This window comes from Pseudoalteromonas spongiae UST010723-006, from assembly GCF_000238255.3.
Taxonomy (GTDB): domain Bacteria; phylum Pseudomonadota; class Gammaproteobacteria; order Enterobacterales; family Alteromonadaceae; genus Pseudoalteromonas; species Pseudoalteromonas spongiae.
This window is the reverse complement of the sequence record NZ_CP011039.1, coordinates 714,019-738,209: the sequence shown is the minus strand read 5'-3', so window position 1 is coordinate 738,209 and position 24,191 is coordinate 714,019. Positions and strand designations below refer to the sequence as shown.

Below are 24,191 nucleotides of genomic sequence, written 5' to 3'. Positions count from 1 at the left end.
AAACGTCACTTTACAAGTCAAATACTTTTAAAAAATTAAATATCACATAAACGTCCAATGAACGAATTGGTTTGCACACTACGCTTGAAATTTATTGCATGAAAAAGGGCTTTCTCAGCCCTTTTTGATTTGATTAGAAAACAAAATCTATGCCCATACTAATCGTTCTAGAATCACCATGATAAGCCCAACCTGTTGCTTTATCTCCCTGATCTACGAATGTGTCGTATTGTACTTTAAATGCAACATTTGAATAAAAATCATACCTCAAACCATAACTCAACATATAATGCTCTTCTAAATCTTCCGTCGGAACATTTGAACGTTCATGATCTGCTTTGGAATAAGAAACATAAGGTTGGAATTCATCAATGTTGTAAACCACAGAAATAAGATATGTCGGAAATTCAGTTCCAACTGCATCATCATATTCAACATAGTTCATATCAAAAAGAATGGTAAAATCACTTATATTAACCTGGCCACCAAAGCCAATAAATTGTTGAGAGAAAGGCGTATAAGGGCTAATACTGCCATCTTGTTGAATGGTTTCTCTATCCCTATCATTTTGGAAGTAAACAAAACGAAGGTCAAAGAAATCACCTGACATATTCCAGTTGAAGCCTGCAATATCTGTCCAATATTCATTAACTGTGCGTGCTGTGCCACCATATAGCTTATCGTAATACAGCATTTCAACATTATCGTCTGAATATTCATTACCATAAAATGCTGTAATAGTATTTGAATAATCACCAATTTCGAAGCTATACATAGCATGGGCGCCATCGAACTGCGTTACTTGCCACCAGTAAAGGTTTGAAGGTGGACGCATCCAAGGGTATGCGTAACCTACTTCTGCAAACTCTGAGAAATAGTACATCGGTATATTTCGTCGTCCAGCCATGAAAGTCCAATCTTCATTGGCTTGATAAGTAACATAATACCAATCAAATTCAGGTTTGAAATCGTCTACACCTTTCGCAACCAATTGAGCAGTAAAGGATAGCTTATTATTGAACCGATAAGTGCCCTGTACTGCAAGAATAGACTCAGCTTTAAATGTGAGATCATTATTATACTGACCAACATCATAAAAGTCAGCGGTGAGGATTTCATCTCGCTTTTGTCCAGGGTTAAGGGGGTCATTGACTGTACCGAGGGTTTTACCTGCGATAATAGATCCGTAACCACTTATTTTTAGCTCTGCATTGGCTGATTGAGAGAAAAAAACAAGCAGTGCTGATGCTACTAGTGAAAGCTTTTTCATTTTATCTCTCCTCAGAATGTTGCCACGACTTTAACATCGCTTGTTACGGCGCTCGCATCAACGTATCCGATTGCATCAGGGTTTGATGCTACAGATGAAATGACGGCCCCATTTGAGTCCATCTCTTGAGGCGGAGTTCCTTTGCCGGTAAACAAAATTTTTGACCAGTAAGCTTTAACCTGGCTATTCGATTTGCCAAGCACTTTTGAATTAAACTCTTCCACCGCAATATCAGTGTTGCTAGGGCTGATTAAAATTGCAGAGCGGCCATTTGTATAACTTTTAGTTTTACCTAAAAATATTTTCTTAATAGTGCCCTCATCAAAAGTTGAATCATTTGTTGGGTGGACAACAACAGCCACATCAGCTATTGCATATGACATGTTCATTATTGTCAATGTGGATACTACACAAACAACTTTCCACGTTTTTTTGGGTGAAGGTAATAACATAGTTAATCCTTATAATTGCTGCGCTATTTGTCATGCTCGGGGCACAACGTATTAAAAAAGTAGTCCTCTATTTATTTGATTTCAAGAAATTGAAGAGAATAATAATCTAGACGGAGGCTATAAATAACAACAATTTACAGGTAAAAAGTGAACGCCGTTACTCTCTGTTAAGCATAGATATCGAGCGCTTACCTTAATTGGGCGGATAAAAGGAAAGGACTTAACAAAGTCCTTTATTTGGGGTGGTGCTTAAAGAACGAGTTTGATCTCCTTGATCCAAACTCACATCAAGTATAGACAGCGTTTTAACTTTTGCTATTTTTTATTTAACACAACCTCTACAATATATGTAACACCTGCGGCGTTATACATTTTTTCCCATGAGTCGAATGATGTGTTATTGCAGATAAATTTATCCCATTCATCATCGAAATTCGTCTTATCTCCTTTAGAATCGATCACAACTCCGCTTGCTTCAATCAGGTTGTCTATATTTTCAAACTTTGAATGTTCAGATATAAATTTCGGCGGCATTAGTTCATCTAACCCAATTACAAATTTATCTTTCAAAGCTTTAAGGTTATTCTCTTGCTTACTCAATTTTCCCATTTTTCACCAAGGGTATCAGAATAGTTAAAAAATAATTTCAGATTACTTAAACATAGCCACAAATATACGTGCTTTCGAAGTTTCATCAGTCGGATATCTCAAAGCATCAATAGTCTATTTCACAAGAGAATCAACACTACAATAATTATCTTAGTGAATTTAAGTTAGAAACTAAATAAATGTGGTCAAAATTTGGAGCATCTAACCAAAAAAATGTTGCAATACAGATGAGAATAAATTCCAGTGCAACTATATTCAAACCAGAGTTAAAAACTAAATTAAGTTCATCAAATTACTAATTTCAAGTCACACTATCATTAAGTTCCGACTTTAGAATATGAGCCTAATCATACAAAACACTACAAATCCCTACATTCGCGTACTTGTTTTAGGTATTTCGAGATTTAGAATATATTTTTAATTTATTTTCTTTAACGAAACTACGACGATGAAAAAAACGGGTATTAGCATTCTCGCTCTAGGAATATTAGCTACGGGCTGCACAAGCGACACAGATTCTGATTTATTAAAAACAAAAGCTATCCAAGCAGAAATTTTAGTTAGTTCAAATGGCGAAAGAACAAAGGTGAACGCAGAACTAAACTCCGGCAATAGTTTTGGCTCAAATGTTCGGCTGTCAAATGGTGATAAAATTTACGCTGAGGTACATAACAAACGAATTCAGCTAGAGGAAGACACTGATATTCTCGATATCGATTATGAAGGTAGGTTCAGCGGCTCTGAAGAAAGTGCAGAATTTAAAGTTGAATTGATAAGAAGCAGTGCGCAAAACGCAAGTTCTACAGTCGAGTTACCATTGAACTTTAAAATTTTAGCCCCAAACAGTAATTCAGAAATTAGATATAACCAATCGGTCAACGTATTGCTTGACGGGGTTGATGTTGGTAGCAAAAATGAATTTATCCTTAACTATATTTGTGACAACAATAACGGCGGCACTACCAGCGGTTCCGCGAGCAGACAGTTCGAAAATAAAAGCAGCTTTACCTTAAATTTGCATACTCTGAAGTTGTTGGAAAACGTAAATTTAAGTAGCGTTAAGAACTGTGAATTGGACGTGATAATCAACAGATACAAACTCGGAAACATTTCAAGTGAATTTGCTGATTCAAGTCAGATACGTGCGGAGCAAACGCGTAAAATTGAAAACATTACTTTTAAGATTTAATAAAGTAATCGGGCTATGCTGGGCTAGCGTTTTATTTGCATAGCCCGCGAACTCTGATTGTTAAAATCTGGTGCTTTCTCTATCAAGCTGCTGCACTCAAACTCTTACCTTTGAAAGATATACTTCGTATATACATTCCGTATTGACTTTCACCCGCCACTATTTATTGGTAAAAGTGCATAAAGCAAACATGAACGTAAGTTAAAATAAATAAGAGAAAATTAAAAACTTAACATTAATTCAATAGTTTAATATAGTACTCTGACATCATGTTAATTAATCTATCACCGTCTCACCAATAATATTAATTGCTGACCTAAGTGTTATCTCTTGCGCAATAATAATTCATAGAATTATCTAATCAAGTACCCTTAAAAATTACAACACGTTGTTACCCTAGAACCATAAGAGCAATAAAAAAAGATGTTGTTTATACTAATATTGTAAGATTTTAGAAAAGGGCAAAACCAATGAATGACCTAGATACAGTAAATTTTAGGGAAGATAACGAACTGGACTATCATCTGGAGTTAGTAAATAAATCAAAATCTCATGCGAACCGTACCTTCTTAAGAGAAAATACACAGTGGACTGCAAAAGACGAACTAGGTAAAAAAATCATTACTCACAAAGAATTCAAACCATATGTAATAGCTGACCAATCAAACTTAAATGATTTGAAATAAACAATCAAAAAGGTCCCTTACCTTAGAGTTAAGATTAACTTGTAAATATTCACTATAAATCAGTTTTCATGACCTTGCTAATATAGGCAACTAAAAAGTATCGATACCTAAATAAATCGAAACTGTTATATTTAAGTTAATGTACTCAACCAAAGGCGCGTACCACAAACAGCCCTAACACCAAATCCAGTGTTAAAAATACCAAAATGCGTAAATCACAGCGAAGCTAGCTACAAAAAATGTACATCATTTTGCGTCTGCTGAACATCTTTGTTGTTTGTTGTTTGTTATTTGTTGTTTGTTATTTGTTGTTTGTTGTTTGTTGTTTGTTGTTTGTTGTTTGTTGTCGACGCTATAACCGTTTAATCGAGCAACTACAATAGGTGAAAACAATGTGACCAATAAAACGAGTGAGAAAAGATTCCCTTGATGCACACTAAAGACTTCATTAATCTCTGATAAAGTTAACCCTTGAGAAAAACCTAATCCATATTCAAGAAGTAGTGTTAATGTTACCCAAAAAATACCCACACATAGGTAAGTTGTGGAACTTTCACCTTTAATAAATACTAAGAGTTTTAATGAAATCACTATTATCAATACAGATAAAATTAAACCACTTAACGGCAATGCGATTTCAGGTAATAAATATTTGTTCAAAAAAAGCTCTCTAAGCGTTCCATTAACTATCGCAGCAACCACCATTAACAGCCATATACCTGTAATTTTTAGTAATAACATAGTAATCCCCGATATTTAGGCACACAAAATTAAGCTCTGCATTTTGCATGGTGATTACAAGTTTTTCAACGAATAAAACTACGATTAAGTTTAGCGAATTGCTTCTATTAGATACCGCTTTGTGTCGTTTCGCTATTTCGTCAGATTATTAATAAAACCCAAATGACGGGAGTTCAATTTAACTCATTTTTGAACAAATAAGAGTTAGGCTCGAAGGACAGCTAAGTGCCAAAAGCGGTCATTCGTTTTCTGTATTAATTTCGTAAAAGGCTCAATAAAAATTCAAATTGCCTCTCTTGTGAATTTTCAGCTTTGCTAAAATGTTGAATTGAATCGGGTGGCAGAGATAACAAAGCACCCTTTTCACATATTACAATTTTTTCAGTTTGGTCAAGATTTATATAAGCAACAATTTTATCTAACCCAGCCTCATTTAATGAGAGTAATATTTCTTCATATTCGGCATCTCCACCGAGCTCCCACTGTGCAATAAAATCTTGCCCTGACACTTTTTTATAGTCTGGCTGTTCAAAGTAGGATAAGGCTTCAAACGCCATGTGGTATTCTGCATCAACGTCATCTACAAACAAAGGTGCATCCTCGCTCAGCATCTTTGCTATAAAGCCTGTTACTGATTGCTTTGATGTTTTACCAGCCAACTTTATTACTAATTCCATTAGCTTAAGCTGACCTCTTGATTTTGAGCTTGAGCCCATAATGTTTTGAGCTCTTCTGGCAGGTCTTCATTGTCAAATTTTGCTCTCAGTTTATTAACCACTTTCCAAGCGCTTTCGTAGCGTTCGGGATTAGTATCTTTAAATGGGTCAAGCTGATCGTAGTTAGCAAAAATAGCAAGCTGTTTAGGTAACTCTATTTTTGTTCTACCAAATTCTAATTCATCAGGTGCTATTGTAAGAAAACAAAAATCAATGATATATTGAAAATAGTCATAATTGTAATGACAACCATCCAAAACAAATTTACTTAAACTGCTGCATAACGCCGGAAAGTTATATTGGTTTCTATATGAATGGCGCTTTAGTTGCTCTTCTTTTGTTTCACCATATAAAACATCGCAATAAATGGATTCGTTGCCACCTAACACCCCCTCTTGGTCTTCAACAAAAGTCATTATATTTTTTTCGAAAAAGTCGATGCTATCATCGCAACACGGCATAACTTTTTGTGGGTGATATGTTTCACAATATATATTAAATACGGTTCTCAAACTTTCTTTTGTTTGATCTGGGTAGAACATCATAATTAAAAATGCATTCACTTCTCGCGGAAAATACCCTATTTCTTGAGTATTTTGTAACTCACCAGTTAAAAAATAGGTTTGATAATATTTAATGCTGTCTGGACGCAGTATTTTATGTGCTTTAAAAAATTTAACTAAGGTTTGCCAGTGCTTTTTACGGGCTTTCAGCCACTGAGGATCTTGCGTATGCCACGCTGATTTATCAAGCTGTTTATTAAGTTCTACAAAGAGCATTTTTTAATTCCTTTTAATAATCATCTTTAAAGTTAAACCACTCTATTTTGCATTTTTGATACTTCTTTAGCAACGACCGCTATTCGCTCAATTGCGACCTTGAAAGCTGTTGCTGAGATTCCCTTCCGCTTTTTATAAAACCCGAAAATCAACTTTGAATTGATAATCCGAGACAGGCAGCGCAGCGAGTCGAGTAAGCCATGCTTAGGCATGGATGCCGCTTCATGGCGTTGTCTAAAAATTCAAAGTTGCTTAGAGGATAAAGTTTGATAGAGCGGTCGCCTTTCTATTACAAAATACATCCTTGTATTTCGCCCTTCGGGTCAGCTTCGCTGTTCAAATTTATTCCCGATAAATTTGTGGTTACTTTATCTTTGGCGAAGCACTAATTTGTCGGGAACAAATTAGAACGCCGTAGGCGGTCTTTAGATGAAAAGAAGGACCTTGTAATAAAGAAAAGTAACATTGAGCCAATGGATGGGCTTAATGATTAAAAGGGATTTGTATGTGGGCTAGATTTATCACACAACTAAATTTACTCCTGTCCGCATCATAAACTTCACCCACAAAAAAAGCCGCGGATGCGGCTTTTCTCTCTTTGGCTGTAATTAGCAATTACGCCATTAAGTTTTGTAGCTTTTTCATAGCTGATTTTTCTAACTGGCGAACACGCTCTGCTGATACTTGGTATTTAGCAGCTAGGTCTTGCAGCGTTTCTTTCTCTTCAGCTAACCAGCGTGCACGAATAATATCTTGTGAGCGGTCATCTAACGTATTTAACGCTGAGAATAAACGTTGGTTTGAATTATCTTGCCACTGCTCTTCTTCAACTGTTTCAGCTAAGTCAGACGATTGGTCTGTTAAGTACTGAACAGGTGAAAACTGTGACTGTGTTGCGCCGTCGTCTTCGTCAGCATTTAGGTCAAAGCCCATATCTTGGCTGCTCATACGTGATTCCATTTCACGTACGTCTTTTTCAGATACACCTAATTCGTTAGCAACCGTTTGTACTTCTTCGTGATTAAACCAGCCTAAACGCTTTTTGTTTTTACGAAGGTTAAAGAACAACTTACGCTGCGCTTTAGTCGTTGCTACTTTTACGATGCGCCAGTTTTTCAGCACATATTCATGAATTTCAGCTTTAATCCAGTGAACAGCAAACGATACTAAGCGTACACCTACAGTTGGGTCAAAACGTTTTACAGCCTTCATTAGGCCAACGTTACCTTCCTGGATAAGATCTGCCTGCGGTAAACCATAACCCGAGTAACTTTTCGCGATATGCGCTACAAATCTAAGGTGTGACATAATTAACGCACGTGCTGCATTAAGGTCGCCACTGTCCTGTAGCTTCTCTGCTAATGCCTTTTCCTCATCCGCACTTAGCATAGGAATAGTGCTTACAGCTTGTAGATAGCTTTCAATGCTACCTGCGTTTTGCGGCATACTAAGTGTTAGGGCATTCATCTCTTTTGTCATATTTCACCTCAGGTGGAGTAACAAATTTTCTCAACTTTAGCACTCTCTTAACTAGAGTGCTAATCTGAATTTACAGGTTTTGAGCAGGAATTCAAGTTAAAGTTCCGTGAAACTTGTAAGAAAAAACTAATGACCTGAAATATCGACAATTTTAAATGTAGTTTTATTGTAAAACGCAATATTGGCATTACACTTCATTTGGTTCAATGGCGTCGATATAGCGCTTAACAGACAAAAACGAGCCAAATAAACCTAAACAAACAGCAAGCCCAAGCAGTACAAGAAATTCACTAAAGTTGAGTCCCTGTAAGTTGAAGTTAGCGTTATAAACGCCCACAACTTGGGTAACGGCATTATCCAGCCAAAGCAACATCATCAATACCGCTAGAAAAGCAATAAAACCACCTACTATGCCATACCAAATGCCTGTCCACAAAAACGGGGCTTGAATAAAATGGTTGGTTGCACCAACGAGCTTCATTAGCTGTATTTCTTGTTTCTTATCCATAATAGACAAGCGAATAGTATTACCTACAATCAACACCACTGAGGTTAACAGTAAAAATGCAATTGTAAGCACGCTTTCACGCAATAAACTGAGTAGTGCATTAAGTCTTTCTAACCACTCAATATCGAGTTTACCAAAATCAACATCTCTCTCTCGCTCGAGTTTATCGAGTAATTCCCGTGCCGCTTCTGGTTTGGTAAATTGGCTATTCGGTGTGACTAAAACAACACTGGGTAGTGGATTTTCGTCGAGGTAATTAAGCGCTTCACCAAAGCCCGACGCCACTTTAAACTCTTCTAATGCATCTTGCTTTGAAATAAAACGCACATCTTTTACTTCGTTATAAAGAGACAGGCGCTTAATCAATGCACTTGATTCTTTGTCAGAGATGTCTTGTTTTAAGAACAATGAAATTTCAGCTGCATTGTCAAAACCGCTACTTACCTTTTGCACATTCTTAACTACCACATACAAAGTGGTAGGCAGGGTTAAACTAAGCCCGAGTACTGCAATGGTCATCAGTGATGCAACTGGCGTTCGCCACAATTCACCTAGGCTGTGTACACCTTGGCGAATGGTATTCATAAAGGCAAAGTACAGCCCCATAAAATAAGAGTGTTGAACCTGTTCACCCTGACTTTTGCGGCCTTTAAACAATAAACTCATTATGCACCTCCCATAAGTGGATCGGTGACTAAATTGCCTGCCTTCAAGGTTAAGCTGCGGTACTTCATACGCGCTATTAAGCCTAAATCGTGGGTAGCAATAAGCACAGTCGTGCCGTGTTGATTGAATTCTTCAAACAGTTTTAAAATTTCAACTGACAACTCAGGATCTAAGTTACCGGTAGGTTCGTCGGCTAGTAAAATAGGCGGTGAATTAACAATTGCCCGCGCAATACCAACGCGTTGTTGTTCACCACCCGATAGGGTTTCTGGTGCACAGCGTGCTTTATTTAACAGCCCTACTTTATCGAGGGCTGCATGCACTCGTTTTTCGATATCACGGCGATGACTGCCAGCAATAACCAGTGGCAACGCCACATTATCGAATACCGAGTAACGGTCGAGCAATCGGTGGTTTTGAAAAATAACGCCAATATCGCGCCTAACATAAGGCACTTGCTTTGCCGTTACTTTATTTAGTAGCACACCATTTATATATACCTCACCAGCAGATGGACGTTCCATCAAGCTGATCAGTTTAAGCAAGGTGCTTTTCCCTGCCCCACTGTGGCCAGTCAAGAAAGCGAGTTCACCGGGTTGTAAGTGAAAACTTACTTTCTCAATTGCTTTATGGCCACCTGGGTATGTTTTACTTACCTGTTGAAATTTTATCATTATTATAATTATGTCGTTGAATTACTCTTCGCTAAACAGAGCCTCGATAAAGTCTGTGCTATTAAAGGTACGTAAATCATCAATACCTTCACCCACACCTATGTAGCGAATTGGAATGTTAAATTGGTCAGCCACCGCAAAAATAACCCCACCTTTGGCTGTACCGTCTAATTTCGTTAAGCTGATCCCTGTTAGGCCTACAGCTTGATCAAATAGTTTTACTTGGCTAATTGCGTTTTGACCAGTACCTGCATCGATAGTTAGCATCACTTCATGTGGCGCATTCACATCAAGCTTTTTCATCACACGTGCAATTTTTTCTAGCTCTTGCATTAAGTGATCTTTGTTTTGTAAACGACCCGCAGTATCGGCAATTAATACATCCACGTTACGAGCCTTCGCTGCTTGCAATGCATCAAACACAACAGATGCACTATCTGCGCCGGTGTGTTGCGCAATAACAGGAATATCGTTACGTTCGCCCCAAACTTGTAACTGCTCTACCGCAGCTGCACGGAATGTGTCGCCCGCAGCTAACATAACGGACTTACCTTCAGCTTGGAATTGCTTAGCTAGCTTACCAATGGTTGTTGTTTTACCTACGCCGTTTACACCCACCATTAAGATAACAAATGGGCCATCGCTGATTTCAATCACAAGCGGTTTGTCTGCACTTGCTAACATTGACGACATTTCTTCTTTTAATAAACCGTATAGTGCATCACCATCTTTTAGCTGTTTACGATCGGCTGCGTCCGTTAAACTATCAATTAGTTTAAGCGTTGTATCAACACCTACGTCAGCTGTAAGCAGTTGTGTCTCGAGCTCTTCAAATAGCTCATCATCGATTTTTTTACCGCTAAAAATATTGGCAAAACCTGCACCGATGTTTTGCTTTGTTTTAAGTAAGCCTTTTTTCAAGCGACCAAAGAAGCCAAGCTTAGGTTCTTTACTTTTTTCAGCTTGCTGTTTAGCTTGCTCTTCTGCTTCAGCAGCTAAACGTGCTGCTTCTTCTGCTTGGCGCTTTTCTTCCGCTTCTGCAGCTATTCGTGCAGCTTCTTCTGCTTGGCGTTTTTCTTCCGCCTCAGCTTCTAAACGCGTTGCTTCTTCTGCTTGGCGTTTTTCTTCCGCTTCAGCAGCTATTCGTGCTGCCTCTTCAGCTTGGCGCTTTTCTTCCGCCTCAGCAGCTATTCGTGCAGCCTCTTCTGATTGGCGTTTTTCTTCCGCTTCAGCAGCTAAACGTGCCGCTTGCTCGGCTTGGCGTTTTTCTTCAGCCTCAGCTGCTAAACGTGCTTCTTCAGCTTGGCGCTTTTCTTCCGCCTCAGCAGCTATTCGTGCGGCCTCTTCTGCTTGGCGTTTTTCTTCTGCTTCAGCAGCTAAACGTGCAGCTTCTTCGGCTTGGCGTTTTTCTTCCGCCTCAGCTGCGAAACGTGCTTCTTCAGCCTGACGTTTTTCTTCCGCTTCAGCAGCTAAACGTGCCGCTTCTTCGGCTTGACGTTTTTCTTCCGCTTCAGCAGCTATTCGTGCAGCTTCTTCGGCTTGGCGCTTTTCTTCTGCCTCAGCAGCTAAACGTGCCGCTTGCTCAGCTTGGCGTTTTTCTTCTACCTCAGCGGCTATTCGTGCTGCCTCTTCAGCTTGGCGCTTTTCTTCTGCCTCAGCTGCTAATCGCGCAGCTTGCTCAGCTTGGCGTTTTTCTTCTGCCTCAGCTGCTATTCTTGCAGCCTCTTCTGCTTGGCGTTTTTCTTCAGCCTCAGCTTCTAAACGTGCCTTTTCTTCCGCTTCTAATCGCGCTTGTTCTTCTGCCGCTAGGCGTGCTTCTTCTTGCTGCTGTTGCTCGTCTTTTTTGCCGAAGCCAAGCCAAGATAAAAATTTATTTTTTGCCATTTAAGTTAAATACCAATCACAAAATTCTGATAAACTACAATTCTCAATATGGTATCACTTTCACCGGTGAATGAAAAAAATCATATTGGTTTTTTAGTCTAATTCTGTAAGTAAATTTGTAATGCGATCACACAAGCAAAAAAACAAGCCAACAAACAATTCTGGTCAAATTAGAATTATTGGCGGCAAGTTCCGTTCGAGAAAGTTAAAAGTGCATGATGTTGAAGGCTTGAGACCTACAACAGATAGAGTGAAGGAAACCGTATTTAACTGGTTGATGCCATACACCAGCAATGCCAATGTGTTAGATTGTTTTGCAGGTTCAGGTGGTTTAGGATTCGAAGCTCTGTCTCGCTACGCCAAAAAAGTAACGTTTATTGAACTGGATGCAACAGCACATCGACAGATCGCTGAAAATATCAATGTACTTAAAGCAGAAAATACCACATTAAAACATGGGAACAGTTTAGAGGTTCTGCCCAAACTAGCTGATAAATTCGACTTAGTATTTATTGATCCCCCCTTTCGCAAAAATTTAGCAGAAAAAACCTGTCACTTATTAGCTGACAATAACTTGCTAAATAACGATGCCGTTGTGTATTTGGAAGTCGAAAAAGAATTAGTAAACTTGCATTTCCCAGACGACTGGCAAATTTTAAAGGAAAAGAATTTTGGTCAGGTTACGAGCTACTTGTTAGCGACCAAGTAGCCCATAAAAGCGTTAAATTTCAATACCTATATTGCTTTGACCATCAGCAATTGCTAATTGTTTTAACGCTTTCACTGCATCTTTATCGATACGTTCAAACGATTCAACTTTATCAATCAACTCTGCCAGCACTTCCATTTCGTATGCCATTAGAGGGTGAGCACGAAGCGCTGCGTTATCGGCTATTTCACCTTCAGATGTTAATTGGTATTCGATAAACTTCGCCACACTTGCTTGTGATATTTTGCACACATCAACAAAGTTAGCTTCTTCTTTTTGCTGCATACCGTTAATTAAAGTAATTAACGCAGTACACGTATCAATTGCAGGGTATACGCCAAACATATCAAAGTCGTTGAGATCAGGCGTATTTTGTTCAACCTTCTCGTTTAATTTTTCTAAGCTAATTTTAGCTTTTGGCAATAATAGTTTTTCCCACAATGAGTTAAGAGCATTACGCAACTCTGTGCCATTACCAAACTCTAACGCTTCACTAAATAACAAATAATTGGGCAGCATTCGTTCAATCATTGCCGCTGCTAATGATGCCTGCTGTACATAGTTAAGTTCGCGAATACGCTGAAAGTTATTAGGTTTTTTCATTATTGTTCAGTCTAAAATTTAATTAGGCGAATTGTAGCAAGATTCGGCTTAAAACACATAAAAAAGGCGTGCTAATTAGCACGCCTTTTTTCTATTCTAACTATTATTCTTGGTTAAGCTGTTTTTGTGCGTATTCAAACTTAAGCTTAAATTCGGTTACTTTTGCTTCAAGCTCTTCCACGCGGTCCGTTAAACCAATGTTTTCGCTACGTATTGACTCATAAGCACCACGTGCTTGTTGAGTATCTTTTTCAATACGGCTTAGCAAGCTTGAGTTACGGCCTTGTTCACGGTTAAGCGCAGTGTCTTGCGCTTCTAACTGACGGCGTAACTGCGAAATCAAATCTTGGTCATCTTGCTTCGCGTTTTCAAGCAGTGTGAGTTTTTCCATTAACTCTTGGTTTTTAGATGTTTCTTCAGAAAGAGCATCTGCTTGCGCTTTCACTTTTTCTTTAAGCGCGCTTGCTTCTTGGCTCAAGTCTTTCTTCAAATCGTTGAAGCGACCTTCACTTTCTTGACTGATTTGCGTTAACTTCTCAGACAGTTCGCTAACTTGCTCTTTGTGCTGTTCAATATCAGATGAAAGCAGTTTGTTTTGCTCTTCAAGTTTACCAACAACCTCTGATTGCTCTTTCACTTGGCTTTCAAGTTCTGCTTTATCTTTCTCGTATTGTTGCAGTGATTTTTCTTTGTCTTCTAACATCGAGCGCAATGTTTCACTGTCTTTATTCGCTTCTTGCGACAGTGATTGGTGCTTCTCATGTACTGAGTCTAGCTCGCCGCTTACGTCATCAAGCTGTTGCTTTAATTTCTCGATAACTTCGTCTTTACTGGTTGATTCTTGCTTTAATAGCTCAATTTCATCAGTAAATACTTTTTTCACTTCAACCAGCTTTTGATCTTGGCTTTGATGCTCTGTTCTGCGCTCTTCAATCAACTGTTTAAGCTTGTTCGACTGCGCTTCGTTCTGTTCTTTTTGTTTGTGAAGCTGCGACTCTGCAAGTTCAAGACTTTCTGTAAGCTCGGCAATTTTGCCACTTAGTTCGCCTTGTTGCTGCTCTGATTGAGAGCTTAATTCGTCACTTACTTTTTCAAGCTCAGCTTCTTTCGCTGCAATCGCCTCTTCTAGCGATTCGTTATCCAGCTCTAATTGATTTGCTTTCTTTTTAAATTCGGCAAGTTGCGCTTCAAGCTGCTGAATGTGCTCATCTTCATCATTTTGATGTTGAACCATTGCCGCTTGATGACCTTTTTCTAGCGCCTGTTGACTCGCGCTCAGTAAAAGAGTTTGCAATATCGGCGCGATATTCGTCGTAAAAGTTTGACTTAATTCAGAAATATACGGATGTTCGAACTCAATTGCGTCAGCAACCTGTTGCTCGATACTTTCTTGACTTGCATTCACTTTTTCTGCTGCAAGATTAAACACATCACTAGGCGATAAACTGTTTAAAGCACTCAGCACTTCATTTAACTGCTTGCTCTTATTTTCACCCATGTATCCCCCTTTGAGCTTTTTATTATTATTGCTCTAATGTAATCCAATTTACGTATAAAGTTTCTTTGTTATCATTCGTTGTTATGAATAATAAAAATCAAAGATAAGTGTAGACAATAAAATCTGGCACTGCTTACTATAGCGATGAGATTTAATCGTGTTATTTTTGCGCTTTAGTCTAGCCTACAATATAGTCGGATGGAATAACCTAGTTGTAAAATAAAGAAAATAAGTATTTATTACTAAAAAAGAAATTATTAAAACGGTATGACAATTGAACTAAACTTAACCACCCCAGCGCTGCTTTTTCCTGCAATATCATTGCTTTTACTAGCATATACCAACCGTTTTTTGGTACTTGCACAGCTTATTAGGCAACTAAATTCACGTGAAAATGGCAATGAAATTCGCGCTATGGTGAAAGCACAAATTTCCAACCTTCGCGACCGCCTAAATTTGATTCGCCGCATGCAGTTTTTTGGTGTGCTTTCCTTTTTGCTTTGCACTGCAGCCATGTTCGCAGTATTTCTCACACAAAACTTGCTGGGTACAGGCTTATTTGGTTTAAGCTTAGCGTGCTTGCTGTACTCTTTGGTATTGTCACTTTACGAAATTCATATCTCTTGTCAGGCTATCGAAATCGAACTCAATAATATCGAAAGTAAACCCGTTATTGATAATGACGACAGCGCCATATAACAGCCCTAGCCTCACAACGCGACGCAATATTTGTGACATTTAATATTTCACTACTCTAGTTTTTTGCTTCTATACTTTTAAACAAGGTTCATAAATTAGAGCAGCGACTGTGACGGACTTTCTATTTGCCGACGAGCAAATTGATGACATTGCAAAAGCGTCAAACGACGAGAGTTGGAATATTTTGGTAGTTGATGATGAAGAAGATATTCATCAGGTCACCAAGCTAGTTCTAAACGGCTTTACGTTTGAAGATAAACGGCTAATTTTTCACCACGCATACACTGCCGCTGAGGCAATGCAAATGCTTAAAGGGCTGCCCGAGGTTGCCGTAGCGTTAGTGGATGTAGTGATGGAAACTAGCCACGCTGGTTTGGATCTCATTCGTTATATTCGCGAAGACGCCGATAATCACGATATTCGCCTGATTTTACGTACCGGACAACCAGGTGAAGCCCCCGAAGAGTCAGTGATTCGTGATTACGATATTAACGATTACAAAAATAAAACCGAACTCACTGCAATAAAACTCAAAACATTGTTGTACTCTGCCCTTCGCTCTTATCGCGACATTTGCATTATTGAGCAACATAAATTGGGACTTGAAAACATTATTAATGCTTCTGCTAAATTCTTAGAGTGTGAAACGGTTAACGAATTTGCATCTTCGATCCTAGAGCATGTTTCAGGTGTAATTGGCCACAGCAATAAAGAGATTTACTGTGCCGCAGCAATCAACTCGCAGACCGATAATGCAACAGATTTTAAACTACTAGCTTGCTCTGGTGCTGATAACACAAAGCAAGACGTACCAAGCGAAATTGGCAATTTATTTGAGCAAGCACACAATACGAAGTCATCGTTTAAAACACCGCAGGAATATGTTGGCTATTTCCCAACAAAAGGCGGCTTAGAGACTATGCTGTACGTCAGTAAATCGTCAGACTTAAACGCTTCAGACCATCAACTATTAGAGTTTTTTGCTCATAACATTGCCCTAGCATACGACAACTTACGGTTGCGTGAACTCATTAGAGAATCACAAAAAGAGCTCTCTTATATTCTTGGGGAAGCCGTTGAAAAACGCAGTAAAGAAACAGGCAGCCACGTAAAACGTGTGGCCCATTATAGTTATTTGCTTGCAATTAAGTATGGGTTAACCCCGTATCAGGCGGAAATTATCAAGCTTGCTTCACCGCTACACGATATTGGTAAAATCTCCATCCCTGATCATATCCTCAATAAACCCGGAAAGCATGACGCGCAAGAATGGGAAATCATGCAATCACACGCTGAGATTGGCTATGACATACTTAAAAACTCAACTAATGAAATTTTAAAACAAGGCGCGACGATTGCGTACGAACATCATGAACGCTGGGACGGCAAGGGTTATCCGCAGCAACTTGCAGGTGAAGATATTGATATATCAGGGCGTATTACCGCACTTGCAGATGTGTTTGATGCCCTTGGCAGCGAACGCTGCTACAAACCCGCTTGGCCGCTCGATAAAATACTTACACTGTTAAAAGGTGAAAAAGGTAAGCAGTTTGATCCCAAACTAATTGAGATTTTTATTGATAACCTCGATGAATTTTTAGCAATAAGAGATCAATTCCCCGATTAAGAAAAACAGTTAGCCGTTTTATTTACTTTTTCGTTCTAACTTTACGGTTGCGACTATTCCTAATGACGCATTAACCAATATTAAAAATACGCCGGTAAACTGAATAAAAAACACAACAAACTAAAGTAGCGTTTTACTAAGTCCAAAGTCTTGCTCTAATGTGTAACTTTTAACTTCGTTATCATTCATTTACGTAGAATGATAACTCTAATAATTAATTACACTTTAGCAATGGTATTTGTACCCTAATTATGTTCTCATTAGCAACAATAACGGATTTTAGTTTACAGGAGTAATCATGCGTATAGAGCAATTTGAACAATTTATTGCACTTGCCCATCATCAACATTTTCGCAAAGCTGCAGAGGTGTGTAACTTAAGCACATCAGCCCTTACCCGCAGCATTCAAACGCTTGAATTAGATCTCGCTTGCAATTTATTAACACGTTCGACGCGCTCGGTTAAGCTAACCGCCGCGGGCGAAGTATTTTTACAGTACTGCCAACAAGCGCTCGATAATCATGCATTACTTAAACAAAAATTAAGTAAATTTACCGAAGCCAAAAACGAAAAAATTGTTATTGGGTATAGCCCAGAAGCTATTGGGCTAGTGCCACAGGCGTGTGGCAAATTTATGCAACAATTTCCGAACATTTCAATTGAAATGCAACTACAAGATACCGATACGTTATTGCAGAATATTCGAAATGGTCAACTTGATTTAGCAATTAATGCGCCTATCACAACAAGCTCAGGTGAAATGTTTTGCCTGCCAGAACAAGTGGTGATGTTCTGCCATAAAGACCACCCTATTTTACAAAGTTCACCGGTACAGTTATCACAAATAACCAAACTACCTATGTTGGCGACAGTAAGTACTAATCAAGCACTTGGTAAATTAATTAATCAGGCAGCAACTAATCTTAACAAACAAGATTCATTGCGCTTAGGTACGTTTGAGCAAGTGGTTAATAAATTAAGCGACCGTAATCACATAGCACTCACTACACTCGATTTAATGCAGCAAGTGACGAACAATAAAGAACTTGTAAATTTAAGCGAAATGATTGAGCAATCTGAAAAACTCAACTTAGAGCTGCAAATTGCAAAAGCGAATCTAACGGCACCTAATATTTCTGAGCTTTTAAACTTTATTACGTTAGAAGCGGGTGCTCGCCCAGAAATTGAACTTGCAAAAGCAACTTTCTAACTGACTAAATGTTCTTTAAAATAACGCCAAATTTTATATTTGGCGTTATTTATGAACTGCTCACCCGAGACCTTTTTACACCTCGACAATCTGCTCGATAACATAGCGGAAAACGGCTATTGTATTATCGAAAATGCGATTTCTGCAGAGTTAATAACTCAATTACAACAGCAATGTGAAGCACAAGAAGCACAATTTCAACACGCTAAAATTGGACGCCACCAAGATTTACAGCAAGCAAGCTCAATTCGTAGCGATAAAACAAAATGGTTTAATGGTGACACAGCTGCCGAAACGAGTTACCTCGCCCTTATGGAGCAAATTAGAGTAGCAATCAATCAAAGCTTCTACCTTGGCCTATTTGATTATGAGTGCCATTTTGCGATTTATCAGCAAGGTGATTTTTACAAAAAGCATTTAGATGCGTTTAAAGGTAAATCAAACCGTGTATTTACCACAGTTTGCTATTTAAATACCCCAAACCAAGGCGGCGAGTTATTAATTTACCCTGAAAAAGGCAAAGAACCACTCGCTAAAGTAGCACCTAAGGCTGGTACGTTAATTTGTTTTGAAAGTGAACGCTTTCCGCACGAAGTATTAGCAGCTGGTAGCACACGCTACTCTATTGCTGGTTGGTTTAGAAAGAATAATTCAAGTGCGAACTTTGTTGACCCTAACCAATAAAGCTTGCAGATATGCCCATAAAGACAAATAGCCCAACGTAGTTATTGTTTAAGAACGCCCAAAAACAAGCATCGCGGTCGCGGTGCTTAATTTTTACTTGCTGATGCGCCAACAAAAATGCTGATAGCAGCACGCCAACATCAAATGGCCATGGCAAATTGCGGTTGAAACCAATAAATACTAAGGTCAGTAAAAAAGCGATTTGCAGTATAAATACCGCGGCTTTATCGAAACGACCAAACAAAATAGCGGTAGATTTAACCCCAACTTTCACATCATCGTCGCGGTCTACCATGCCGTACATGGTATCGTATGCCACAGTCCAAACGAGGTTAGCAAAATACAGCCACCACGCTTCTTCGGGTACTTCACCAAGCACAGCCATATACGCCATTGGAATCGACCAACTAAATGCAGCGCCGAGCACGACTTGAGGCAAATGGGTATAGCGTTTCATAAAGGGATAACAAAATGCTAATGCTAATGCCCCAAGCGACAGTAATACGGTTTGCCAATTTAAAAATAGCACCAAGATAAATGCTATTAAAATCAGTAAAGCAAAAAGTTGTATTGCCTCTGCAGGTGTTGCTTTACCAGATGCCAATGGGCGCATATGAGTGCGCTTAACTAAACCATCCACTTTACGATCAGCAAAGTCATTTATTACACAGCCAGCGCTGCGCATAACAAATACACCAGCGCTAAAAACAAGCAAAATCGTTAAATCTGGCACACCAGAACTCGCTAGCCATAGTGCCCAGTATGTGGGCCATAACAAAAGCAAGGTACCGATTGGTTTATCAGTGCGCATTAACGCTTTATAGGCATCACGATTTTGCCATGTTAGCTGGATCATGGTTATTCAAATGCTCCTGGTAAAAAGGCTTCACACACCATCAGTTTTAGGTCTGCTAAATGAAACACACTGCGGCGAGCTGAAACATCAGAGATTTCAAGTGACAAGTCTTGTAATAACGAGTGAAGTTGTGCACTGCCCGAAAACTGGGTGATCATTAAATCTTCCCGCACTAAATTAGGGTGCTGAAAAATAAACTCACCGAGCGGGCGCTCCCCCAAATTTAAAAACAGACTATTGTCAGTTAATTGCTCCAGCGGGATCCAGCTTTGCGCATACACCCGTGGTTTTTCATCGCCATATAAAATAACTTCGCGGCATAACGCAGTTTGCTGCTCAACACCTAACACATTGGCTTGCTGTGCACTGAGCGTAATGTGCTTTTCGCTTAGCACGCGCACACTAAATTGCGAAAACGTTTGCTTCAACTTAGCAGTAAGCGAACCGGTTTCTAACAACCACTCACTCTGCACACTATTTAGCTGGGTAAAATTTTGATGCCACTGCGCCGAAATATCTAAAGGGAAAGTTACCACAATAACCTGCTGCGAAAAAAAATCGCACCATTTTAGCACTGGATAACAGCGAGCTAAATGGTAAATTAAATTTTCAATTAAATTACGTTTAAGTGACTAGTAAAAAGCCCATAATCAAGTATTATTATTGTTAAGTTACTATGGGAAAAACAAGGTGTTAGTCACGCAATGCGTAGCCTATCGATATTTCTAATTACACTTTTTTTATCACTATCAACGCCTAAGGCCGATGCTGCGTCTAACTTTGGTTATTTTGGCTTTGAGCCTGATATCATTACAAACTACATTGCGACATCGAATAAAAAGCTTGGCTATGTGCGAGTTACCGTTGAACTGATGATTAAAGATATGGGCAATTTAGAAGTGGTTGAACACCACTCACCTTTACTACGCGACGCAATTGTTGAAATTATTAGCAAAGAGCAAGAAGAACACGTTAAATCATTAACTGGCCGTGAGGAAATTCGCAAACGTTGCAGCGAGCGAATAAAAGAGTTACTAAAAGAAGAAACAGGGCAAGAAGTTGTGCACGATGTGCTATTTACTAAGTACCTGTATTACTAGATAGAAAACAAAAAAAGCAAAGTTAATTAACTTTGCTTTTTTTATGACTACTCGCAGCTAACACGCCAAGCACAGCACCGGCGATCAATCCGCCTAAATGTGCCCAATTCGCCATATTGATAAACAACACGTCAGCAAAACCAAGTACCAGCCACACCAACATAAAGCCAACAATGGATGGGCTAACAGCTAATTTGCTATTGCCAGTAATATGACCATACAACCAGCAAAACCCAAGTAAACCATACACCACGCCTGATAAGCCACCAAAATTTGCATCGACAAACGCAAACTGAAGCCAGTTACTGGCAAGTGCAGTAACAATAAATACCAACACTAAAAAGCGTTTACCTAATTGTTCAGCTATTTTATCGCCAAGGTACATCCACCACATCAAATTAAAAATTAAATGCATTGCTGAAAAATGCATAATAGTGGGTGCAAGCCAAGTATGTGGTGCATTAGGGGCAAACTGAAGATAGGGGAACAACCACTCAAAACCGCCTAAAACAAACGCCCCATATACCAAAATGGATAACAATGACACGCTCTGAATAAGTAATGAAAGCTTTAAAAATCGCGGTATTAAATTAAGCGAACTGCCGCCGTAACTTAGTCCACTATTAGTAGAACCAACCTGCCAAGATGCCTCAAGATACTTTGCTTGATGAGGGTTGACTTGAAATTGCGCCAATTCTTTTTCAGCGGCTTCAAAGTCACCTTCTGACACCAGCAATACAACGGTTTCACTGTTAATTGGCTTTGATTCACAGTGAATATTAATGCTATTGAGGTAATCACAAAAACCTTGTGCAGCCCTTACGTTACTTAGCGTGGTAAGTTGCTTCACAATGATTACGCACCTGACTCAACATTGTCTGCTTGCTCGCTGCCCCACGCAGCAAAGCCACCGTCCATGCTGTAAACATCTTCAAAGCCCTGCTCAACCAGATAGTTCGCAGCACTTTGTGAACTAATACCGTGATAACACACAACAACTATTGGTTGCTCATAATCTTTTTCATTTAAAAATTGTGCCAAATTCTCATTCGATAAGCGCTCAGATCCAGGAATACGTGCTGAGCTGAAACTATTTGGATCACGAATATCGGCAATAATAACATTGTCATTTGTAAGAAGTGCTGCTGTTTGCGACACTGAAATATGTTTGTATGACATATATACCTCAATAAAAAAGGGAGCAAATGCTCCCTTTATAATATCATCAAGCGATAGCTTAATCCCAATTTAAAATAACTTTGCCTGACTGGCCTGAAATCATGGTATCAAAGCCTTGCTGGAAGTCATCAATGTGGAATTCGTGAGTAATAATTGGTGATAAATCTAAGCCAGATTGAATCAAACTTGCCATTTTGTACCAAGTTTCAAACATTTCACGGCCATAAATACCTTTAATAATTAACCCTTTAAAAATAACCTGATTCCAGTCAACCGCCATATCTGATGGTGGAATACCTAGCATGGCAATTTTACCGCCATGGTTCATGTTATTTAACATGCTGTTAAACGCACTCGGTACACCTGACATTTCAAGGCCAATATCAAAGCCTTCTGTCATACCAAGTTCATTCATTACGTCTTCTAACTTTTCATTAGCTACGTTTACCGCGCGTGTTGCACCCATTTTGCGCGCAAGATCTAAACGGTATTCGTTTACATCCGTAATTACCACATGGCGGGCACCAACGTGTTTAGCTACCGCTGCAGCCATAATACCAATCGGGCCAGCACCTGTGATCAATACATCTTCACCGACTAAATCAAACGACAATGCCGTGTGAACAGCATTGCCAAATGGGTCAAAAATTGATGCTAATTTATCAGGGATGTTGTCAGGAATTTTAAACGCATTGTAGGCTGGAATAACTAAGTATTCGGCAAATGCACCTTCGCGGTTTACACCTACACCTGTAGTGTTACGACATAAGTGAACTCGGCCTGCACGGCAGTTACGACAGTGGCCACAGGTAATATGGCCTTCACCTGATACGCGATCACCCACTTTAAAACCACGTACTTCTTGGCCCATATCCACTACTTCGCCAACGTATTCGTGACCCACAACCATAGGTACAGGAATGGTATTTTGTGACCATTCGTCCCATTTGTAGATATGTACATCCGTACCGCAAATCGCTGTTTTACGGATTTTTATTAATAAGTCATTGTGGCCAACTTCCGGTTTAGCCGTTTCTGTCATCCAGATCCCTGGTTCAGCTTTAAGTTTTGATAATGCTTTCATCTTTTTACTCACAAAAAAGGCCTGTTATATAACAGGCCAATATCAAATTAAATGATACCTAATTCTTTACCAATACGGGTAAATGCAGCAATTGCTTTATCTAGCTGCTCACGGGTATGCGCAGCAGAAATTTGTGTACGAATACGCGCTTGCCCTTTTGGTACTACAGGGAATGAGAAACCTGTTACGTAAATGCCTTCAGCCAGTAACTTATCAGCCATTTCAGCTGCTAATTTAGCATCGCCTAACATTACTGGAATAATTGCGTGGTCTTTACCTGCGCAAGTAAAGCCAACCGCTTCCATTTGCTCACGGAAGTACGCCGCATTTTGCCAAAGTGTATCGCGCAGCTCTTTACCATCGGCAAGCATATCAAGCACTTTGATTGATGCTGTAACGATTGAAGGCGCGAGAGAATTTGAGAATAAGTAAGGACGAGAACGCTGACGTAACCATTCTACAATTTCAGCTTTACCTGACGTATAACCGCCCGATGCACCACCTAGCGCTTTACCTAGTGTACCCGTGATAATGTCAACGCGGTCCATTACATTACAGTATTCAGGTGTACCACGACCGTTTTCGCCAACAAAACCCACCGCGTGCGAATCGTCAACCATAACCAGTGCATCGTATTTGTCAGCCAAATCACATAACGCTTCTAAGTTACAAATAACGCCGTCCATTGAGAACACACCATCTGTAGCAATTAGTTTGGTTTTAACACCCGCTTCATCAGCTGCGATTAATTGCTGCTCTAAATCAGCCATGTCGTTATTGGCATAACGGAAGCGTTTTGCTTTACATAAGCGCACACCATCAATAATTGATGCATGGTTTAACGAGTCTGAAATAATCGCATCTTCTGGGCCTAAAATTGTTTCAAAAAGGCCTGCGTTAGCATCGAAGCAAGATGAATAAAGAATGGTATCTTCAGTTTGTAAGAAGTTACTGATTTTTGCTTCTAAGGTTTTATGAATGTCTTGCGTACCACAAATAAAACGTACCGATGCCACACCAAAACCGTGGTCATCTAATCCAGCTTTTGCTGCATTAATTAACTCTGGGTGATTTGCTAAACCTAAGTAGTTATTTGCACAAAAGTTGATTACTGAGTCGCCAGATGCAACTTCAATTTCAGCTTGTTGTTGTGACGTGATTACACGTTCACTTTTGTATAATCCATCTTCTTTTACTTGTTCAATCTGTTGTTTAAGCTGATCAAAAAATGCAGATGCTCTCATCCAAAGTCTCCAATGCCTAATAGAACGGGTTGCTCGCGCGTTTTC

General features: G+C 39.3%; 26 protein-coding genes. 8 read left to right on the top strand and 18 right to left on the bottom strand.

Annotated elements, in window-relative coordinates; genetic code table 11:
- Positions 1-133: 133 nt before the first annotated feature.
- The 3 genes from PSPO_RS03465 to PSPO_RS03455 form a co-directional block, all read right to left on the bottom strand.
- Entirely contained in the window at positions 134-1,270 is a 1,137-nt protein-coding gene (locus PSPO_RS03465; RefSeq protein ID WP_010560825.1) for a porin, read from the bottom strand.
- 11 nt (positions 1,271-1,281) lie between these two features.
- A complete protein-coding gene (locus PSPO_RS03460; protein ID WP_010560826.1) occupies positions 1,282-1,722 on the bottom strand; it encodes a substrate-binding domain-containing protein in 441 nt (146 codons plus the stop codon).
- A gap of 315 nt (positions 1,723-2,037) precedes the next feature.
- Complete coding sequence (locus PSPO_RS03455) at positions 2,038-2,331, bottom strand: hypothetical protein (protein WP_010560827.1); 294 nt, start codon at positions 2,329-2,331, stop codon at positions 2,038-2,040.
- A gap of 448 nt (positions 2,332-2,779) precedes the next feature.
- On the opposite strand from PSPO_RS03455, the gene PSPO_RS03450 reads away from it, so the two are divergent.
- Positions 2,780-3,520, top strand: a complete 741-nt coding sequence (locus PSPO_RS03450) for a hypothetical protein (RefSeq protein ID WP_010560828.1) — start codon at positions 2,780-2,782, stop codon at positions 3,518-3,520.
- A gap of 470 nt (positions 3,521-3,990) precedes the next feature.
- The gene (locus tag PSPO_RS03445; RefSeq protein WP_010560829.1) at positions 3,991-4,206 is read left to right on the top strand and encodes a hypothetical protein; all 216 of its coding nucleotides are present in this window, start codon (positions 3,991-3,993) and stop codon (positions 4,204-4,206) included.
- Between the two features lie 246 nt (positions 4,207-4,452).
- Here PSPO_RS03445 and PSPO_RS03440 read toward each other — a convergent pair whose 3' ends face one another.
- The 7 genes from PSPO_RS03440 to ftsY all read right to left on the bottom strand — a co-directional run bounded on the left by PSPO_RS03440 (position 4,453) and on the right by ftsY (position 11,653).
- Positions 4,453-4,947: a hypothetical protein gene (locus PSPO_RS03440; protein WP_010560830.1), complete on the bottom strand. Its 495-nt coding sequence runs from the start codon at positions 4,945-4,947 to the stop codon at positions 4,453-4,455.
- A gap of 254 nt (positions 4,948-5,201) precedes the next feature.
- Complete coding sequence (locus PSPO_RS03435; protein ID WP_010560831.1) at positions 5,202-5,624, bottom strand: hypothetical protein; 423 nt, start codon at positions 5,622-5,624, stop codon at positions 5,202-5,204.
- A complete protein-coding gene (locus PSPO_RS03430) occupies positions 5,624-6,442 on the bottom strand; it encodes a hypothetical protein (RefSeq protein ID WP_010560832.1) in 819 nt (272 codons plus the stop codon). The genes PSPO_RS03435 and PSPO_RS03430 overlap by 1 nt, the downstream gene beginning before the upstream one ends.
- Before the next feature lie 615 nt (positions 6,443-7,057).
- Positions 7,058-7,921, bottom strand: coding sequence for an RNA polymerase sigma factor RpoH (rpoH, locus tag PSPO_RS03420; RefSeq protein WP_010560833.1), 864 nt, complete (start codon positions 7,919-7,921; stop codon positions 7,058-7,060).
- Between the two features lie 187 nt (positions 7,922-8,108).
- Entirely contained in the window at positions 8,109-9,095 is a 987-nt protein-coding gene (ftsX, locus tag PSPO_RS03415) for a permease-like cell division protein FtsX (protein ID WP_010560834.1), read from the bottom strand.
- Positions 9,095-9,769, bottom strand: coding sequence for a cell division ATP-binding protein FtsE (ftsE, locus tag PSPO_RS03410; RefSeq protein WP_010560835.1), 675 nt, complete (start codon positions 9,767-9,769; stop codon positions 9,095-9,097). Before ftsE ends, ftsX begins: the two co-directional genes overlap by 1 nt.
- A 21-nt stretch (positions 9,770-9,790) precedes the next feature.
- Entirely contained in the window at positions 9,791-11,653 is a 1,863-nt protein-coding gene (gene ftsY / locus PSPO_RS03405; protein WP_010560836.1) for a signal recognition particle-docking protein FtsY, read from the bottom strand.
- Between the two features lie 121 nt (positions 11,654-11,774).
- On the opposite strand from ftsY, the gene rsmD reads away from it, so the two are divergent.
- Entirely contained in the window at positions 11,775-12,362 is a 588-nt protein-coding gene (rsmD, locus tag PSPO_RS03400; protein WP_010560837.1) for a 16S rRNA (guanine(966)-N(2))-methyltransferase RsmD, read from the top strand.
- Between the two features lie 12 nt (positions 12,363-12,374).
- On the opposite strand, the gene PSPO_RS03395 is transcribed toward rsmD, so the two are convergent.
- Positions 12,375-12,965 (bottom strand): YjaG family protein, encoded by a 591-nt coding sequence (locus PSPO_RS03395; protein WP_010560838.1) that lies wholly within the window; start codon positions 12,963-12,965, stop codon positions 12,375-12,377.
- A gap of 103 nt (positions 12,966-13,068) precedes the next feature.
- On the bottom strand, positions 13,069-14,463 hold the full coding sequence (locus PSPO_RS03390) for a coiled-coil domain-containing protein (RefSeq protein ID WP_010560839.1): 1,395 nt from the start codon (positions 14,461-14,463) through the stop codon (positions 13,069-13,071).
- 267 nt (positions 14,464-14,730) lie between these two features.
- On the opposite strand from PSPO_RS03390, the gene PSPO_RS03385 reads away from it, so the two are divergent.
- The 4 genes from PSPO_RS03385 to PSPO_RS03370 all read left to right on the top strand — a co-directional run bounded on the left by PSPO_RS03385 (position 14,731) and on the right by PSPO_RS03370 (position 18,683).
- Positions 14,731-15,162 (top strand): DUF2721 domain-containing protein, encoded by a 432-nt coding sequence (locus PSPO_RS03385; protein WP_010560840.1) that lies wholly within the window; start codon positions 14,731-14,733, stop codon positions 15,160-15,162.
- A 109-nt stretch (positions 15,163-15,271) separates the two neighbouring features.
- The gene (locus PSPO_RS03380) at positions 15,272-16,789 is read left to right on the top strand and encodes a DUF3369 domain-containing protein (protein ID WP_010560841.1); all 1,518 of its coding nucleotides are present in this window, start codon (positions 15,272-15,274) and stop codon (positions 16,787-16,789) included.
- Between the two features lie 298 nt (positions 16,790-17,087).
- Positions 17,088-17,999, top strand: coding sequence for a LysR family transcriptional regulator (locus PSPO_RS03375; protein ID WP_010560842.1), 912 nt, complete (start codon positions 17,088-17,090; stop codon positions 17,997-17,999).
- Between the two features lie 51 nt (positions 18,000-18,050).
- Positions 18,051-18,683: a 2OG-Fe(II) oxygenase gene (locus PSPO_RS03370; RefSeq protein WP_010560843.1), complete on the top strand. Its 633-nt coding sequence runs from the start codon at positions 18,051-18,053 to the stop codon at positions 18,681-18,683.
- Here the strand turns inward: PSPO_RS03370 and ubiA are convergent.
- Together ubiA and PSPO_RS03360 are read right to left on the bottom strand one after the other, a co-directional pair.
- The gene (ubiA, locus tag PSPO_RS03365) at positions 18,673-19,539 is read right to left on the bottom strand and encodes a 4-hydroxybenzoate octaprenyltransferase (RefSeq protein ID WP_010560844.1); all 867 of its coding nucleotides are present in this window, start codon (positions 19,537-19,539) and stop codon (positions 18,673-18,675) included. The two genes, PSPO_RS03370 and ubiA, sit on opposite strands and share 11 nt — an antisense overlap.
- A 2-nt stretch (positions 19,540-19,541) precedes the next feature.
- On the bottom strand, positions 19,542-20,075 hold the full coding sequence (locus PSPO_RS03360; RefSeq protein WP_021032986.1) for a chorismate--pyruvate lyase family protein: 534 nt from the start codon (positions 20,073-20,075) through the stop codon (positions 19,542-19,544).
- 168 nt (positions 20,076-20,243) lie between these two features.
- On the opposite strand from PSPO_RS03360, the gene PSPO_RS03355 reads away from it, so the two are divergent.
- On the top strand, positions 20,244-20,639 hold the full coding sequence (locus tag PSPO_RS03355; protein ID WP_010560846.1) for a flagellar basal body-associated protein FliL: 396 nt from the start codon (positions 20,244-20,246) through the stop codon (positions 20,637-20,639).
- A 22-nt stretch (positions 20,640-20,661) separates the two neighbouring features.
- Here the strand turns inward: PSPO_RS03355 and glpG are convergent, their stop codons facing one another.
- From glpG to PSPO_RS03335, 4 genes are read right to left on the bottom strand one after another with little or no spacing between them, the layout of a single operon-like run.
- Positions 20,662-21,489: a rhomboid family intramembrane serine protease GlpG gene (glpG, locus tag PSPO_RS03350; RefSeq protein WP_010560847.1), complete on the bottom strand. Its 828-nt coding sequence runs from the start codon at positions 21,487-21,489 to the stop codon at positions 20,662-20,664.
- A gap of 5 nt (positions 21,490-21,494) precedes the next feature.
- Positions 21,495-21,818: a thiosulfate sulfurtransferase GlpE gene (glpE, locus tag PSPO_RS03345; RefSeq protein ID WP_010560848.1), complete on the bottom strand. Its 324-nt coding sequence runs from the start codon at positions 21,816-21,818 to the stop codon at positions 21,495-21,497.
- 58 nt (positions 21,819-21,876) lie between these two features.
- Positions 21,877-22,902 carry an L-threonine 3-dehydrogenase gene (tdh, locus tag PSPO_RS03340; protein WP_010560849.1) on the bottom strand — a complete coding sequence of 342 codons (1,026 nt, stop codon included), beginning with the start codon at positions 22,900-22,902 and terminating at the stop codon, positions 21,877-21,879.
- A 47-nt stretch (positions 22,903-22,949) separates the two neighbouring features.
- A complete protein-coding gene (locus PSPO_RS03335) occupies positions 22,950-24,146 on the bottom strand; it encodes a glycine C-acetyltransferase (RefSeq protein WP_010560850.1) in 1,197 nt (398 codons plus the stop codon).
- Between the last annotated feature and the right edge of the window lie 45 nt (positions 24,147-24,191).